Raw genomic sequence first — 15672 nt, 5'->3', positions numbered from 1 at the left:
CAATCTTAGGTTGAACTCACGATTTTATCCTCGCGGAATTTTTCTTTGCAGTTCAGGCTTCTGCTGTCAATCATTGATGCAAAATTGTGCGCTGTTCGACAGCTATGTGCTTGTATTCAGCACACAATAAGAAGCAATATAGAACCAAAGCTGAATTGTTTCAGCTTGTGCGGTTTTATCGGAACATAACCGTGATCATGAACAGAAGGAATTGACCATGAGTGATATCGCACTTACAACCAGTCTGCTGTCGCTGGTTGCGGTGCTCGGACTGTGGATGGGGAACTGGCGCATTTATGGTGTCGGGCTAGGCATTGGCGGCGTATTGTTTGGTGGCATTTTCGTTGGCCACTTTGTCGGGTTATACAACATTGAACTGGATCCACATACTCTGCATTTTATTCAGGAGTTTGGGTTGATCTTGTTCGTGTATACCATCGGTATTCAGGTGGGGCCGGGCTTTTTCTCCTCATTGCGCACATCCGGTTTAAAACTCAACGCATTTGCCATGCTGCTGGTGTTGCTTGGGTGCGTGGTCACGGCGTTGCTGCACAAAATTTTCAATATCCCGCTGCCGGTTATTTTGGGTATTTTCTCCGGTGCGGTGACCAACACGCCATCCTTGGGTGCGGGGCAACAAATCCTATCAGAGCTTGGTGCGGCACCGAATGTCACAACCATGATGGGGATGGGCTATGCGATTGCCTATCCGTTCGGGATCTGCGGTATTTTGCTAACCATGTGGCTGGTGCGCGTCTTCTTTCGCATCAATATCGAAAAAGAAGCGCAGGATTTTGAAAATCAGACCAACATGGTGCACGAAAGCTTGTCCACCATGAACGTGGCGGTGCGTAATGGCAACCTTAATGGGCTGATGCTGCGTGATATTCCGAGTCTGGACTCCGAAACCGTGGTTTGTTCACGCCTTAAGCGCGGCGATCAACTCTTAGTACCAAAACCAACCACTGCCGTGCAAATGGGCGATTTACTGCACTTGGTAGGTGAGCGGGCTGCGCTCAACAGTGTGCGCCTAGTGGTGGGCGAAGAGGTGGATACCTCGCTGTCGACTCGTGGTACTGATTTGCAAGTCGCGCGGGTGGTGGTGACCAACGAAATTGTGCTGGGTAAGAAGCTGCGCGATCTCGATTTGAAAGAGAAATACGATGTCGTGGTATCGCGTCTGAACCGTGCTGGCGTTGAGTTGTTGCCGACCGAACACAGTACGCTGCAATTTGGTGACATCCTGAATCTGGTGGGGCGTCCGGATGCCATTGATGCGGTGACCAGCATTGTGGGCAACGCGCATCAAAAGCTGCAACAAGTGCAGATGCTACCGGTGTTTATCGGGGTAGGGTTGGGCGTGTTGTTAGGCTCGATTCCGTTTTATATCCCCGGCTTTCCGGCGGCGTTGAAATTAGGTCTGGCCGGCGGCCCGTTGGTGGTGGCGCTGATTTTGGCGCGGATTGGCAGCATCGGTAAGCTGTACTGGTTTATGCCACCGAGTGCCAACTTGGCGCTGCGTGAGATCGGGATTGTGCTGTTCTTGGCGGTGGTAGGGCTGAAATCCGGTGGAGATTTCTTCGATACCTTGATTCACGGCGATGGCCCTTCATGGATGCTATACGGCATGCTGATCACTTTTATTCCGTTGGTGATTGTCGGCTTTCTCGCCCGTAAAGTGGGCAAGATGAACTACCTGAGCCTGTGCGGGATGATGGCCGGCTCCATGACTGATCCACCAGCGTTGGCGTTTGCCAATGCGATGCATCCGACTTGTGGGGCGAGTGCGCTGTCGTACGCTACGGTGTACCCACTGGTGATGTTTATGCGGATTATCTCACCGCAGCTATTGGCCATTTTACTCTGGGCTGGGATGTAGTCAGCAGATTGATATAACCGGCCCATAAAAGTCGGTTATCGTGATGTTATTGCGGGCGGACATAGTGCATACATTCGCGCTATACTCCGCCCGCTAACGTTTACGCAGAGTAGGGAAGCCATGAGCCAGATTTTTGATCCGAGTTTGTCCGTGTATCCGTTTCCGCCCAAACCTCGGGTTCTGACGGATGACCAAAAAGCCTTCTATCGCCGAGAAATTATTCGCCTGCTGGCGGAAAAAGATGCGGTGCTGGTGGCTCACTACTATACCGACCCTGAAATTCAGGCACTGGCCGAAGAAACCGGTGGCTGTATTGCTGACTCGCTGGAAATGGCGCGCTTTGGCAATAATCATCCTGCTTCAACCTTGCTGGTGGCGGGGGTGCGTTTCATGGGGGAAACCGCCAAGATCCTCAATCCAGAAAAGCGCGTGTTGATGCCGACGCTAGAGGCGGAATGTTCACTGGATCTGGGTTGTCCGGAAGCGGAGTTCTCGGCATTTTGCGATGCCCATCCGGATCGCACCGTGGTGGTGTACGCCAATACCTCGGCAGCGGTAAAAGCGCGCGCTGATTGGGTGGTGACATCCAGTATTGCGGTAGAACTGATCGACCATCTGGATGCGCAGGGCGAGAAAATCATCTGGGCGCCGGATCGCCATCTGGGGCGGTATGTGCAGCAAAAAACCGGTGCGGACGTACTTTGCTGGCAAGGTGAGTGCATTGTGCATGATGAGTTCAAGGCACAAGCCCTGCAGCAGATGAAAGCGTTGCACCCTGATGCCGCTATTTTGGTGCATCCAGAATCGCCGGAGTCGGTGGTGGCGTTAGCGGACGCTGTTGGATCCACTAGCCAGCTGATCAAAGCCGCGCGCGAGTTACCGCAGCAAAAGCTGATTGTGGCGACTGATCGCGGCATTTTCTACAAGATGCAGCAAGCCTGCCCAGATAAAGAGATGTTCGAAGCCCCAACCGCCGGTGAAGGCGCGACTTGTCGCAGCTGCGCTCATTGCCCGTGGATGGCGATGAATGGCCTCGAAGCAATTTATTCGGCGCTGACAGAAGGCTCTGCGGCCCATGAAATTGAAGTGGATGAAGACCTGCGTCGTCAGGCGCTGATCCCGCTCAACCGCATGCTGGAGTTTGCGGCCTCATTGCAGTCCCGATAGAAAGAATACCGTAAAGCGATCACTTGCTATAAAAACAGCCCGCAGACGATCATTCGCTGCGGGCTGTTTTAGTTTTTACCGACTCACTGATTTCCGATTCATTTATTACCGATTCACTTATTGCCAAGCTTGCTGGCGCTGAGAGGTTTACACTGACTCGCTAAGCTACGCGTACCGAACGCGATTACAGACTGTGCGACTCTTGTTCGGCGCGTAGCTCTTGCAATGCAATTTCCAACGATGGCATAAAGTCCAGTTTTCCAGGCTCGGGTTTCACTCGTGCGCGTGCCAACGTTTTCAGCGGTTGGAATGGCACATCGGTGATAATCAGGCGCTGCTCCGGCTGGATATGTTCAATAAAGTGCATCAGTGCGTTTAAGCCCCCCGCATCCAGTACCGAGACGGCGTCCCACTGCAGGATCAGGGTTTGTTTTCCCTCAGCTTGTTCGGTCAGTTCGCTAAATACGCGCTCTGCCGCAGCAAAAAACAGCGGACCGTTGATCCGAAACACCGCGGTGCTGTCTTGTAACGGCTCGGCTACGACAACCGGCGATACCCGTGTCATCTTGGCGATATTGCGCATAAACAGCAGTGACGCCAGCACGATCCCGACTGTAATCGCGATTACCATGTCAAACAGCACCGTTAAGCTGGTACAGACCAGCATCACGGTAATATCACCGCGTGGAGCTCGGCGGATCAGGTGAATCACCTTGTGGATCTCACTCATGTTCCACGCCACCATCAGCAACAATGCGGCCATAGCGGCCAATGGCAGGTAAGAGAGCCACGGAGCAAGTACCAGTAGAGCCAGCAGCACGACTAACGCATGCACGATCCCTGACACCGGTGAAGTGGCACCCGCGCGCACGTTGGCGGCAGAACGGGCAATCGCGGCGGTGGCGGTGATCCCACCGAAGAACGGCGCGAGCAGGTTACCAATGCCTTGGCCGATCAGCTCATTGTTTGAGTGGTGTTTGGTGCCGGTCATGCCATCGAGCACGACGGCACACAGCAGTGACTCAATCGCTCCCAGCATCGCCATAGAAAATGCTACCGGCACAATAGCGCTCAAGGTGTGCCAGTTCCAGTGCACCGGATTACCATCCGGCCCCGGTAACTGCCACGGCAACATAAACTGCGGCAGGATTTGCGGAATACCTTGGCCGACAGTGCCATCAGCCAAATGGTAGCTAAAGCTACTGCCGATCGTCGCAATCGGGTAACCGAGGTGGATCATCAAAAATGAGGCGGCCACCCCAACCAGTACGGCGGGCAGGTGACCCGGGATAGGCAGGCGTAAACGCGGCCACAGTAACAACGTGGCGAGCGTCGCGACCCCAACCAGCGTATCGCCCGGATTGAGCGTTGGCATGGCGTGTGCCAGCACCTGAATTTTTGCCAGATAGCTTTCTGGCAAATGCGTGATGCTGAGGCCGAAAAAGTCGCGAATTTGCAGTGTCGCGATAGAAATCGCAATACCGGAGGTAAATCCTAAGGTAACGGGCAGGGGGATGTATTCAATCAAGCGCCCCAAGCGTCCAAGCCCCATTAATAACAGGAAAATCCCCGAAATTAGCGTGGCCATCAACAGGCCGCCCAAGCCAAACTTTTGCGCGACCGGGAACAAAATCACCACAAATGCGGCGGTGGGGCCGGAAATGCTGTAGCGTGAGCCGCCCGTTAACGAGATCACCAAACCCGCAATAATAGCGGTGTACAAACCTTGCTGCGGGGGAACACCACTGGCAATGGCCAGCGCCATTGACAGCGGAATGGCAATAATGCCCACCGTGATCCCAGCGATAAGATCCCGTGAGAAACGGGCTTTAGTATAAGGAAGTTTAATGCAGGCTTCGGCCATGGCACTAAACGGACGTAGTCGTGACCCATTAGGGTTTTTTAACTGATTAGGCATGAAATTAAGTACCATCCATTTGTGATGACAACAATTAGTGGTCCGGATAGTCTTTCAACCACTGCTCCTAGCAGTAACCATACTCCGCCGATCTGCCCCTAGGGTAGATGTAAATCAAATTTATGAATGTTGCGTATAATAATTTGTTTATTAAGCCATTGTTTTTAAATTGGATGATAAACGTAGATGATGGCGTTTTTGCGGATAAAACAACCAAAAGAAACGTTTTTGAAGGAATTAGCTTGACCGTTTTACCTGAAACCTCTATATTCTTGCCCCGTCCGGTGCTGATAGCGAAACGCAGTCACAGCGGCACAAAATTTGGTGAGGTGTCCGAGAGGCTGAAGGAGCACGCCTGGAAAGTGTGTATACGGCAACGTATCGAGGGTTCGAATCCCTCCCTCACCGCCAAATTTAAAGAACCCCTGCTTACGAGCAGGGGTTTTTGCATTTTAGCGCCCAGCTACACCTAATAAAAAAACAGCTAATAAAATACAGCCAATAAAAAAGCCCAGCATAATGACTGGGCTTTTTTGTCTTTCATCTCTTGGTCTTACTTAATCTTCGTATTTGCCACACGGCACATCAGCCAATAAATTTGGTCACGAAGTTACTGATATTCGCCACGCTAGATACTGCCATCACCAACACAATCACGGCACCAATCACGGTCAGGTAAATTGGGTGCCGATAGTTGCCGACGATATCTTTACGCCGTGTGGCGGCCAGTACCATCCCTAATACGATTGGTAGGATAATGCTGTTAACCAGACCGGCTAGCATCAGCAGCAGGATAGGCATGTTCATGGTGACGGTGCCAAGGCTGGTCAGCGCAATGAACGCGATACACCACATTTTTTCATGGCGGGCGACCACAGGGAACAGGGTCTTAATCAGTGAGATGGCCATGTAGGAGTTACCGACTACGGAGGTAATCGAGGCAACAAACAGCACTAGACCGAAGATGAAATAACCGACTTGCCCCGCACCTTGACGGAAGGCATCGGCGGCTGGGTTGGCCTTGTCTAATACTGCGCCGGTGGCAATTACACCGAAGATGGCCAAGAACAGCAAAATTCGGATCACCACGGCAATCGAGATGCCTGCCCATGCGGCTTTTTTGATAGACGGAATGTTTTCCTGCCCCTGCAGGCCGATATCCACGAGACGTTGTGCGCCAGTGTAATATCCACCCACCGCGCCACCAACAATGGTTAAGGTTGGCAGTAATAAATTCCCCAGATCGCCCGGCATCACGGCTGCAGTGAGCGTTTCACCCATCGGTGGTAAGCTGGTCATGGCCACATAGGCAATCAGGACAATCATGAACAGGCCAAGGTAGCGCGCCATCTGATCCATGCGTTTGGAGGCATTGTGCACTACAAACAGCAGGCAGCCGACCACCCCAGTAAACAGTGCGCCCCAGGTGGTATCAATGCCGGTTAAGACATTAATCCCCAGCGCCGCGCCGCTGACATTGCCGAAGTTAAAGGCCACCGCACCTAACGCCAGTAAGGTACCGACGACATAACCCATCCCCGGTGCAACGCGATTCGCGATATCTTGGATCCGCAGGCCCGATACGCCGACAATGCGCCATAAGTTCATCACAATACCGAAGGTGATAAACATAGAGGCCAGCACAGGGAAAGCCATGTCCACTTTGTAGATATTGGTAAAAACGGCGGTTTGGGTCAAAAAGCCAGGACCTACAGAGGTGGTAGCCATCAAAAAGGCGACGCTTAAAACAGCTTTCTGTTGCCAAGTGCGGGGAGTTGTCGCAGCGGGTGCGTTAGATGAAGTTATCAAAGTCATGCCGGTCTCAAAAATGTGGTCTCTCTCTTTATAGAAAAAAGAAAGACAACTGACCGGGATCAGCTGAGCTTGGTGACTCGATAATAGTATTACAATATTATTTATTTAAAACAACGAGTTACCAGTTGGTGCCCGTTGGATTGGCGCGAATACTAATCGTAAATGCGAAGTGAGTCAACCGATATCCACAATTTTAGATCGCCGCCTCAAACGCGCGTAAAACCTCAGCGGTGGCGCTGAACTTGAGAGGCCGAAATTAGTCATTGCCAGCGCAATTGGGTACCATCGTGCATATCTTTTTATTTTCCCTTGGTATTTTGTTAGCGCACTCAGCGGATAGAGCGACCTATGCAGAAGAAAATCACAATGGCCGAGATCTCAAAGCAGCTCGGGATCTCAAAAATGACCGTGTCACGCTACTTTAACGGCGGTTATGTGGCCGAAGAAACACGGCAAAAAATCGATGCAGTGGTCAAAGCGAATCACTATACCCCGAATAAATTTGCCCAATCGATGCGCTGCCAATCTAACATTATCGGTTTTATTGCGCCGCGTATTGAATCTTATACCACCAGTCAGGTCATCAAAGGCGCTTTGGCGGCCGCGAGCGATCTGCAGGCACGTTTATTGTTCCATGCGACCGGTTTTGATCATGACTCCGAGCGTCAGGCGGTGAGCGAGTTCACCAATTTGAATGCGTTGGGGACAATTCTGATTGCTTCAAAGCACAGTGTGACCGAACCGTTTTACCAGAGTCTGCACAACCTGATTTTTATCGGTAAACATATCCCTGAGCAATGCTGTTTGTATTACCCCGAAGAGGCCGCGTTGCATGCCTTGGTCACGCAAGTGATCGGGCAACTGGTGCAGCATCAAGCGCCGGTTAATGCGGTTCACTATGTGTATGATGCGCGGATGCTGTCGAGCCGCACTCAGTATATGCAGCAACTGCTGTCGCAAGATTACGCGCATCTGCCGCTCACGTTGCAAAGCTTGGCCAATTCTGAAGATAAAGCGGCGTACCAAAGTCTGCGTTTGCAACCGCACCAGCTCTATTTTTGTGCCACCGACAACATTGCGATGCGCCTCTATCGCTGTGCCAAAGAGCAAAAATTGAGTATTGGCCGCGATATCTGGATTGTGGGGATCGGTGACTATGAATACAGCGATCTGCTAGTGCCGAGTTTGAGCAGTGTAGCCTTTAATCACTACGAAATTGGTTATCAATCCGTCAAAAAGCTGGTTGAGCGTGACTTCAGTGCGCTCGAAGGTGCCTTCGAATTAAAAATCAGGGAAAGCTCTCAGTTTAGATAAAAAATTTTTGTGCCTCGGTTGGTTAACATTTACTCTATGTGTTATCGATAACACATGGTGTGAATGACAACCACTAAGGCTCAGGGATGCAACAGTCAACTCACTCTCCAATTGCTGCCAATAGCGCCAACCAAACTCAGCCAGAAGGCGTGGTGTGGTGGAAAAAAGCCACCGCTTACCAAATCTATCCGCGCAGTTTTTATGACTCCAATAATGACGGAATAGGGGACATCCCCGGCATTATTGCCAAGCTTGATTACCTCGCGGCGCTGGGCGTGGACTTGGTTTGGATCTGCCCGTTCTATCAATCTCCGAATGACGATAACGGTTATGACATCAGTGACTACCAAGCGATCCATCCAGATTTTGGGACGCTGGAGGATGTTGATGCCCTGATTGCCGCGGCGCACCAGCGTGGGATCCGCATTATTTTGGACTTGGTCATCAATCACACCAGTGATGAGCATCCATGGTTTATCGAATCACGGCAAAGCCGCACGAGCTCGAAGCGTGATTGGTATATCTGGCGTGATGGCAGCGAGCCGAGTCGCGAGAAGCCAACGTCTGAGCCCAATAACTGGGAAAGCATCTTCCACGGTAGCGCTTGGGAATACGATGAACAGACTGCGCAATACTATTTGCACCTGTTCTCGAAAAAACAGCCGGATCTGAATTGGCAAAATCCTGAGGTGAAACAGGCGCTATTTCGGATGATCCACTGGTGGGTGGCGCGCGGTATTGATGGTTTTCGAGTCGATGCCATCAGTCATATCCAAAAAGAGCCGGGGTTGCCGTCATTACCTAATCCAAACGGCGAGCGTTATGTCTCTTCTTTTCCTTACCACATGAATGTTTCGGGCATTGAAGCGCCGCTGGCGGAGCTGCGCGAGCAGGCGTTTGCCCCGTTCGATATTGTCACGGTGGGTGAAGCCAATGGCGTGGCTGCCGAAGAGGCGCTGAGTTGGGTTGCAGAGGAAACCGTTGAGCAACCGGCAGGCGTCTTCAACATGATTTTTCAGTTTGAACACATGAAGTTGTGGGCGGAAGAAGAGTCACGGGAAACGTTTGATTTGGTGAATTTCAAGCGCATTTTGTCACGCTGGCAAAATGCCTTGGAAGGGAAGGGCTGGAACGCTTTGTATCTGGAAAATCACGATCAAGCGCGCAGCATCAATACCTTTGCGGATGCCGATAACTGGTACGCCAGTGCCACAGCGTTAGCGACCTGTTATTTCTTGATGAAAGGCACGCCGTTTATCTATCAAGGCCAAGAGATTGGCATGGTGAATCATTGTTTTGCATCGCTGGATGATTTTCAGGATGTCTCGGCCCGTAATCTGATTACTAAGCTCAGGCAAAAAGGCAAAACCGATGCGCAAATTTTGGCGTTGTTGAACCAAGTCTCACGCGATCATAGCCGTTTGCCGATGCAGTGGAATGACCATGTCTTTGCCGGTTTCTCTGCAGTACAACCGTGGATCACCGTAAACCCCAATTATCGGCAGATTAATGTTGCGCAGCAGCAAGCTGACCCCAATTCAGTATGGCATTTCTATCGCCGCTTGATTGCGCTGCGCAAAGCCAACCCAAGTTTAATCACGGGCCGTTACCAGCTGTTATTAGAAAACGACCCGCAAATCTATGCCTACCAGCGTGTTGCTGATGACGCCATTTGCACCATCATCACCAATTTAAGTGCCCGTGATGCGCAGGTGGATTTGGATATCGCGGCGCTGGGCGAGTGTGTGCTGCATAACCAGCAAACCCGTGATGGCGGCACAGCGTTCATTGCCAGCGAATGTGTATCACCGTTTTTAGCAGCACCGTATTCGGCTTACGTATTCATCCAAAAAAATACGCAATAACTTTCTACGATGCGTGTAACGCGCATGCTCACTCAAGGAACGGATTATGAGTAAATTGTTGTCGTTTGATTTTTGGCAGCGATTCGGGAAATCCCTTATCGTGGTCATTGCGGTAATGCCTGCCGCAGGGTTGATGATTTCACTGGGTAAAGTGGTTGGCATGTATGCCGGTGGCATAGGTTTTATTGAAACCTTTGGCAGCATCATGGAAAACCTCGGTTGGGGCGTAATCGTTAACCTGAACTTGCTGTTTGCCGTGGCAATTGGCGGTTCATGGGCCAAGGAGCGCGCAGGAGGCGCATTCGCAGCGATTATTGCTTTTGTGTTGATTAACCGTACGACCGGCGTCATTTTTGGTGTCGATAACGCCATGCTGGGCGATCCGCAGGCGACCGTGTTGAGCTTGTTTGGCAATCCTCTGCCCGTATCGCAATTTTTCACCAGCATTCTAGGCTCGCCAGCGCTCAATATGGGCGTGTTTATCGGTATTATCTCCGGCTATTTGGGCGCGACATTATTTAACCGTTATCACGATTTTGCACGTCTGCCAGAAGCATTGGCATTCTTTAACGGTAAGCGCTTTGTGCCGTTTGTGGTGATTTTCTATTCGGTGCTGATTGCGGTGGCATTAGCGGCGATTTGGCCGCTGATCCAAGGCGCGCTGAACAGCTTCGGCCAGTGGATTGCAACCTCGAAAGATACCGCGCCGGTGATTGCGCCGTTTGTCTACGGCACCTTGGAGCGTTTGCTGCTGCCATTTGGTTTGCACCACACTCTGACTATTCCGATGAACTACACCGAACTCGGTGGCACGTATCAGCTGTTAACCGGTGCCAGTGCGGGCTCGAATGTGTACGGTCAAGATCCTCTGTGGTTGGCGTGGGTGAGTGACCTGAATAACCTGAAACTGTCTGATCCAGCAACTTACCAGCGTTTGTTGGAAACGGTCCATCCGGCGCGTTTTAAAGTCGGTCAGGTGATTATTGCGGCGTCTTCGTTGATTGGTATCGGTCTGGCGATGTACCACAGTGTCGATCGTGAGAAACGCAGTCAGTACAAGCCAATGTTCTTGTCAGCCTGTCTGGCGGTGTTACTGACCGGCGTTACTGAGCCTATCGAGTTCATGTTTATGTTTGTCGCGCCGGTGTTGTATGTCGTGCATGCGCTGCTGACTGGGATCGTGTTTGCGCTGGCAGACTTCATGGATTTGCGCGTGCATGCCTTTGGTCTGATTGAGCTGCTAACTCGAGTGCCGATGATGGTGTCGGCGGGTATTGGTCGTGACTTGATTAACTTTGTGCTGGTTTGCGTGCTGTTCTTTGGCGTCAACTACGGTCTGTTCCGCATCTTAATCACCAAATTTAATCTGCCAACACCGGGGCGTGCAGGGAATTACATTGATGATAAGAGCGATGATATGTCGCAAGACGACAAGCTGGAGATCATCCTGCAGAACTTGGGCGGTCGCAGCAACATCAGTGAAATCGATGCTTGCATGACGCGCTTACGGATCACGGTTAAAGACCCAACCTTAGTCAGTGAGTTTACCGCTTGGCAGCCAACGGGCGCCGTCGGGTTGGTGATCAAAGACCAAGGGGTGCAAGCGATTTATGGCCCGGGCGTGGATGTCATCAAATCCGGCTTGGTACAGAAGTTCGCGGCCGCGTAAGTCCGAATGACTGTTATAGATCGATTATCACCGATAAATGCCGTCATCGGCGGCGTTTATCGGACATACCAAGTCAAGAGCTACCCGAGAATGCCGGACATTCACTCTTCACGTATTGAGCTACAACATGAAGTTACTGACATTAAACACCCACAGCTGGCAAGAAGATGAGCCGCTGGCTAAGTTAGACATCTTAGCCAAGGCGATCATCGAACAAGATTGCGATGTGGTGGCGTTACAAGAAATCAATCAGCACCAAACTAGTGGGTATTTGCAGCGTGATCTGCTGCCGAGCTCAACTGCCGCGCAAGCGCATGCCTATAATTTGCTGAATCCGCAAATCCGAGTGGGCAATTATGCCTATCTCTTGCAGCAAAAGCTGCGTGAGTACGGTCAGCGCTATCAACTGACGTGGGATTTTGTACATCAAAGCTATGCAGTGTACGAAGAAGGGCTGGCCTTTTTAAGCCGACTGCCTATTTTGCAGCATGAAGTGATCGACTTAAATGATGATTACGATGCGCAAAATTGGAAGCACCGACGTGCAGTGCGCATTCGCGTGCACCACGCCGGACAAGAGATCGATCTGTTTAATTGCCACTGTGGCTGGTGGAATGATGTCGAGTCACCTTTTCAGCAGCATATCGATCGAATTGCAAGCAAAGTGACACCGCGCTTGAGCTTCTTTCTTGGCGATTTTAACAATCCGGCACACCTTTCCCAGCAAGGCTATGATTATGTGCAGCAGCAAGGGTGGTGGGATTGCTATGTGCTGGCGGAGCAAAAGGATGCGGGCATTACGGTAGTGAAGAAAATCGATGGCTGGGAAGATAACACCCAGAGCCTGCGCTTGGATTTTATCTTTGCCAATCTACCGGTGAGAGTCCAACGCAGCCAAACCCTGTTCACGGGTGATTGTTATCCGGTGATCTCGGATCATTTCGGTGTCTTCACTGAACTTGATTTAGGTACGCCGGAGTCAAATTAAGTTTCAAGGCTATCTCACCACTGGCGGTACGCTTTCGGGCGAGCCGGTGGTGAGTGCTCAGCTGTATTAGCTCAATCTTTGTGCGTGAGTAGCCCGCTTATCTTTTTCCTTTTCCTTCTTCCTCGTTCCTTCTCTTGCTTTCTTGCTCGCTGCATTTCGAAATGATCTGTCGGTAGTGCTTCTTTCCATACTGATTGCGCATAATTTCTACTCAATCCTCGCCAGCAAGATGCGCGACAAAGCCGTTCGACAAAATAGCGTGACAAAACAGAAAGGGTTCTTTTTTTATAGTGAAAAATTTTATAATTAAAACTGCAGCCAGTATCGAAGTAATAATGGCATTTTTTCTATATGCTGCTCGGTTCAAAAGCATTTTTACAGACCAGTGTCAGGCGCACGGGTGATTCACGGGGTACATTTTCATGCTGACAACCTCCAGTCTGACATGCCAACGTGGCGAGCGAGTTTTACTGCATGATTTGCAGTTCTCTGCCAGCGCGGGCGAAATGGTACAAATTGAGGGGCCAAACGGTGCCGGCAAAACCACGTTGCTGCGTATTTTGGCCGGTTTAGCACTACCCGATAGCGGTGAAGTGCTATGGCAGGGCGAGCCGATTCGCCACCAGCGCGAACGTTATCAAGAAAGCTTGCTGTATTTGGGGCACCATCCGGGGTTGAAACGGGTGCTGACCGCCTATGAAAATCTGGCGTTCTATCAGCAAGTGTCAGGTGGGCAGTGTGACGACAACGCGTTGTGGGATGCGCTGGCGCACGTTGATCTCGAAGGTTTTGAAGATGTGCCGGTGGCCCAGCTTTCCGCAGGTCAGCAGCGCCGTGTAGCTCTGGCGCGCTTGTGGCTTAGCCAACATCCGCTTTGGATCCTCGATGAACCATTGACCGCGATTGATAAATCCGGTGTTGCCAAATTACTGGGATTATTTGAACGACATATTTCCGGTGGTGGGATTATTATCCTTACAACGCATCAGGATTTAAATTACCCCAATATGCGCCATTTTCGGCTCGGCAATATGGAATAAGATGCAATGCTATTGGCAATAATTAAACGTGAGCTGAAAATTGCGTTTCGAAATTCAACGGAAATTGTTAATCCGCTGCTGTTTTTTGTGATTGTGATTACCTTGTTTCCATTGAGTATTGGCCCTGAACCCAAATTATTGGAGCGGATTGCGCCCGGTATTATCTGGGTTGCCGCGCTCTTATCTTCTTTACTCTCTTTAGAGCGCTTATTTAAGGATGATTATCTAGATGGTTCGCTAGAGCAGTTGATGCTACTGCCTGTGCCGTTACCTTTGATTGTCTGTGCTAAAGTCATCTCTCATTGGCTGTTGACCGGCCTGCCGCTATTGATTTTATCACCGCTTATTGCAGTATTACTGTCGCTTAAACCTGAGGTCTGGTTGACCATGGCCACCACGTTGCTGCTGGGGACGCCAACCATGAGTTTTATTGGCGCCATTGGCGCGGCGTTAACCGTGGGGTTACGCAAGGGCGGGGTACTGCTGAGTTTGCTGATTTTGCCGCTGTTTATCCCCGTGTTGATTTTTGCCACCGCTACGCTGGATGCGTCAATTATGGGCATGCCACTGAGTGGCTATTTGGCCATTTTAGGCGCCATGCTCATGGGCAGCCTCACCTTATCGCCGTTTGCTGCCGCCGCCGCGCTGCGCATTAGTGTGCAATAAACGTGGTCTACCCGAGATTCTCGGCAAAATAACTCAAAAGGGTAATGGGTTGGATAAGTACCCGCGCGGAAAATAGGGCTTTAAACAATCACTGTGAACTATCTAGTGAAATACAGAGAAAAGAATAGCCGAAATTGCTAGAACAGAGACAATTAGCAGACGCCAAACAATACCGTAACGTGGTGTAACCTTTATGACGCAATTACAATACAGCCACGACGTAAGTACAGCACCACTCTGTTGAACCGCTATTTATTGAGCACTCCTGTCGAATGCGTTGATGGCGAGTGCGGATAATAAGAAAACAGTTTCACAAGACAATAAGAGAGATCCAATTATGTGGAAATGGCTACATCAGTACGCAGCACCGGAGCGGCTGTATCAGCTTTGCGGCCGGTTGCTCCCGTTCAGCGGAGTTCTGGCGGTGGTACTGCTGGTAACCGGTCTGGTGTGGGGATTTGTCTTTGCACCGGCAGACTATCAACAGGGTGATAGCTACCGGATCATGTATCTGCATGTCCCCGCAGCCATTTGGTCGATGGGCATTTACGCTTCAATGGCGATTGCCGCGTTTATTGGGCTGGTTTGGCAAATCAAAATGTCTGATCTGGCCAGCGCCGCGATGGCGCCAGTCGGGGCGGTGTTTACCTTTATTGCTTTGGCAACCGGCTCGGCGTGGGGTAAGCCTATGTGGGGCGCGTGGTGGGTGTGGGACGCTCGCCTGACCTCAGAGCTGATTTTATTGTTCTTATATCTGGGCGCAATTGCCCTGTATAACGCCTTTGACGATCGCCGTTTGGCGGGGCGCGCGGCCAGCATTTTAATTCTGGTTGGCGTCGTGAACCTGCCGATCATCCATTTTTCTGTGGAGTGGTGGAATACCCTGCATCAGGGCTCAACCAACATGCAACAAAGCATCGCACCGAGTATGCGCACGCCACTGCGGCTGAGTATTTTTGGTTTTCTGTTCTTCTTCATTACCTTGACGATGATGCGTCTGCGTAACTTGATTCTGGCTCAGGAGCGTCATCGCCCGTGGGTGAAGAATCTGGCTTTACGTGGCGCGGCAACACCATCGTCTGCGGTGTCCGGTAAGGGAAATAAAGCATGACGGCATTTTTTGATTCATGGGATGCCTTTCTGGCCATGGGCGGTTACGCCTTTTATGTCTGGTTGGCCGTAGGTATCACCTTCATTTCCTTGCTGGGAATTTGTGTCCATACCCGTTGGACTCACTCTCAGTTGTTGGCCGACATCCGGCGTCAGGAAGCACGGGCACAGCGCGTGCAGAAAATAAAACAACAAAAAGCCTCAGACCATGTTGTGAGTCATAAGGAGAGTCAAGAATGAC

The 15672-nt window shown here is 51.0% G+C and carries 12 protein-coding genes and 1 tRNA gene; 11 read left to right on the top strand and 2 right to left on the bottom strand.

Annotated features, from left to right (window positions below):
- The first annotated feature begins 217 nt into the window (after positions 1–217).
- Complete coding sequence (locus tag LQ901_RS06985; protein WP_010861723.1) at positions 218–1879, top strand: putative transporter; 1662 nt, start codon at positions 218–220, stop codon at positions 1877–1879.
- 120 nt (positions 1880–1999) lie between these two features.
- Positions 2000–3046 carry a quinolinate synthase NadA gene (gene nadA, locus LQ901_RS06980; protein WP_112865474.1) on the top strand — a complete coding sequence of 349 codons (1047 nt, stop codon included), beginning with the start codon at positions 2000–2002 and terminating at the stop codon, positions 3044–3046.
- A gap of 184 nt (positions 3047–3230) precedes the next feature.
- Here the strand turns inward: nadA and dauA are convergent, their stop codons facing one another.
- A complete protein-coding gene (gene dauA / locus LQ901_RS06975; protein WP_152137246.1) occupies positions 3231–4964 on the bottom strand; it encodes a C4-dicarboxylic acid transporter DauA in 1734 nt (577 codons plus the stop codon).
- 323 nt (positions 4965–5287) lie between these two features.
- On the opposite strand from dauA, the gene LQ901_RS06970 reads away from it, so the two are divergent.
- Positions 5288–5375 (top strand) — tRNA-Ser (locus LQ901_RS06970).
- Between the two features lie 174 nt (positions 5376–5549).
- Here the strand turns inward: LQ901_RS06970 and LQ901_RS06965 are convergent.
- Positions 5550–6692 (bottom strand): NRAMP family divalent metal transporter, encoded by a 1143-nt coding sequence (locus LQ901_RS06965; protein WP_233672107.1) that lies wholly within the window; start codon positions 6690–6692, stop codon positions 5550–5552.
- Between the two features lie 453 nt (positions 6693–7145).
- Between LQ901_RS06965 and LQ901_RS06960 the strand changes: the two genes are divergently transcribed.
- The 8 genes from LQ901_RS06960 to ccmD all read left to right on the top strand — a co-directional run bounded on the left by LQ901_RS06960 (position 7146) and on the right by ccmD (position 15671).
- The gene (locus tag LQ901_RS06960; protein ID WP_233672106.1) at positions 7146–8093 is read left to right on the top strand and encodes a LacI family DNA-binding transcriptional regulator; all 948 of its coding nucleotides are present in this window, start codon (positions 7146–7148) and stop codon (positions 8091–8093) included.
- 86 nt (positions 8094–8179) lie between these two features.
- Positions 8180–9958 (top strand): alpha-glucosidase, encoded by a 1779-nt coding sequence (locus LQ901_RS06955; RefSeq protein ID WP_233672105.1) that lies wholly within the window; start codon positions 8180–8182, stop codon positions 9956–9958.
- Positions 9959–10004: 46 nt separating this feature from the next.
- Complete coding sequence (locus LQ901_RS06950; protein ID WP_047708377.1) at positions 10005–11627, top strand: PTS transporter subunit IIBC; 1623 nt, start codon at positions 10005–10007, stop codon at positions 11625–11627.
- Between the two features lie 127 nt (positions 11628–11754).
- A complete protein-coding gene (locus tag LQ901_RS06945) occupies positions 11755–12615 on the top strand; it encodes an endonuclease/exonuclease/phosphatase family protein (RefSeq protein ID WP_233672104.1) in 861 nt (286 codons plus the stop codon).
- Between the two features lie 422 nt (positions 12616–13037).
- Positions 13038–13655: a cytochrome c biogenesis heme-transporting ATPase CcmA gene (gene ccmA / locus LQ901_RS06940; RefSeq protein ID WP_233672103.1), complete on the top strand. Its 618-nt coding sequence runs from the start codon at positions 13038–13040 to the stop codon at positions 13653–13655.
- Positions 13656–13661: 6 nt separating this feature from the next.
- Positions 13662–14321 (top strand): heme exporter protein CcmB, encoded by a 660-nt coding sequence (ccmB, locus tag LQ901_RS06935; RefSeq protein WP_233672102.1) that lies wholly within the window; start codon positions 13662–13664, stop codon positions 14319–14321.
- A 337-nt stretch (positions 14322–14658) separates the two neighbouring features.
- Entirely contained in the window at positions 14659–15432 is a 774-nt protein-coding gene (locus LQ901_RS06930) for a heme ABC transporter permease (RefSeq protein ID WP_010861708.1), read from the top strand.
- Entirely contained in the window at positions 15429–15671 is a 243-nt protein-coding gene (gene ccmD, locus LQ901_RS06925; protein ID WP_010861707.1) for a heme exporter protein CcmD, read from the top strand. Before LQ901_RS06930 ends, ccmD begins: the two co-directional genes overlap by 4 nt.
- Position 15672: the final 1 nt, after the last annotated feature.

Source organism: Plesiomonas sp. PI-19, from assembly GCF_021368255.1.
GTDB lineage: Bacteria > Pseudomonadota > Gammaproteobacteria > Enterobacterales > CAMTGL01 > Plesiomonas > Plesiomonas shigelloides.
Note: the sequence above shows the minus strand (reverse complement) of the source record. Positions and strands in the feature narration are given on the sequence as shown.

Excerpts from the sequence above, each read along its gene's own strand:
- LQ901_RS06965 (WP_233672107.1), bottom strand. The coding sequence starts at position 6,692 with ATGGCTACCACCTCTGTAGGTCCTGGCTTTTTGACCCAAACCGCCGTT.
- ccmD (WP_010861707.1), top strand. The coding sequence starts at position 15,429 with ATGACGGCATTTTTTGATTCATGGGATGCCTTTCTGGCCATGGGCGGT.
- nadA (WP_112865474.1), top strand. The coding sequence starts at position 2,000 with ATGAGCCAGATTTTTGATCCGAGTTTGTCCGTGTATCCGTTTCCGCCC.
- ccmA (WP_233672103.1), top strand. The coding sequence starts at position 13,038 with ATGCTGACAACCTCCAGTCTGACATGCCAACGTGGCGAGCGAGTTTTA.
- LQ901_RS06950 (WP_047708377.1), top strand. The coding sequence starts at position 10,005 with ATGAGTAAATTGTTGTCGTTTGATTTTTGGCAGCGATTCGGGAAATCC.
- LQ901_RS06930 (WP_010861708.1), top strand. The coding sequence starts at position 14,659 with ATGTGGAAATGGCTACATCAGTACGCAGCACCGGAGCGGCTGTATCAG.
- ccmB (WP_233672102.1), top strand. The coding sequence starts at position 13,662 with ATGCTATTGGCAATAATTAAACGTGAGCTGAAAATTGCGTTTCGAAAT.
- LQ901_RS06955 (WP_233672105.1), top strand. The coding sequence starts at position 8,180 with ATGCAACAGTCAACTCACTCTCCAATTGCTGCCAATAGCGCCAACCAA.
- dauA (WP_152137246.1), bottom strand. The coding sequence starts at position 4,964 with ATGCCTAATCAGTTAAAAAACCCTAATGGGTCACGACTACGTCCGTTT.
- LQ901_RS06945 (WP_233672104.1), top strand. The coding sequence starts at position 11,755 with ATGAAGTTACTGACATTAAACACCCACAGCTGGCAAGAAGATGAGCCG.
- LQ901_RS06960 (WP_233672106.1), top strand. The coding sequence starts at position 7,146 with ATGGCCGAGATCTCAAAGCAGCTCGGGATCTCAAAAATGACCGTGTCA.
- LQ901_RS06985 (WP_010861723.1), top strand. The coding sequence starts at position 218 with ATGAGTGATATCGCACTTACAACCAGTCTGCTGTCGCTGGTTGCGGTG.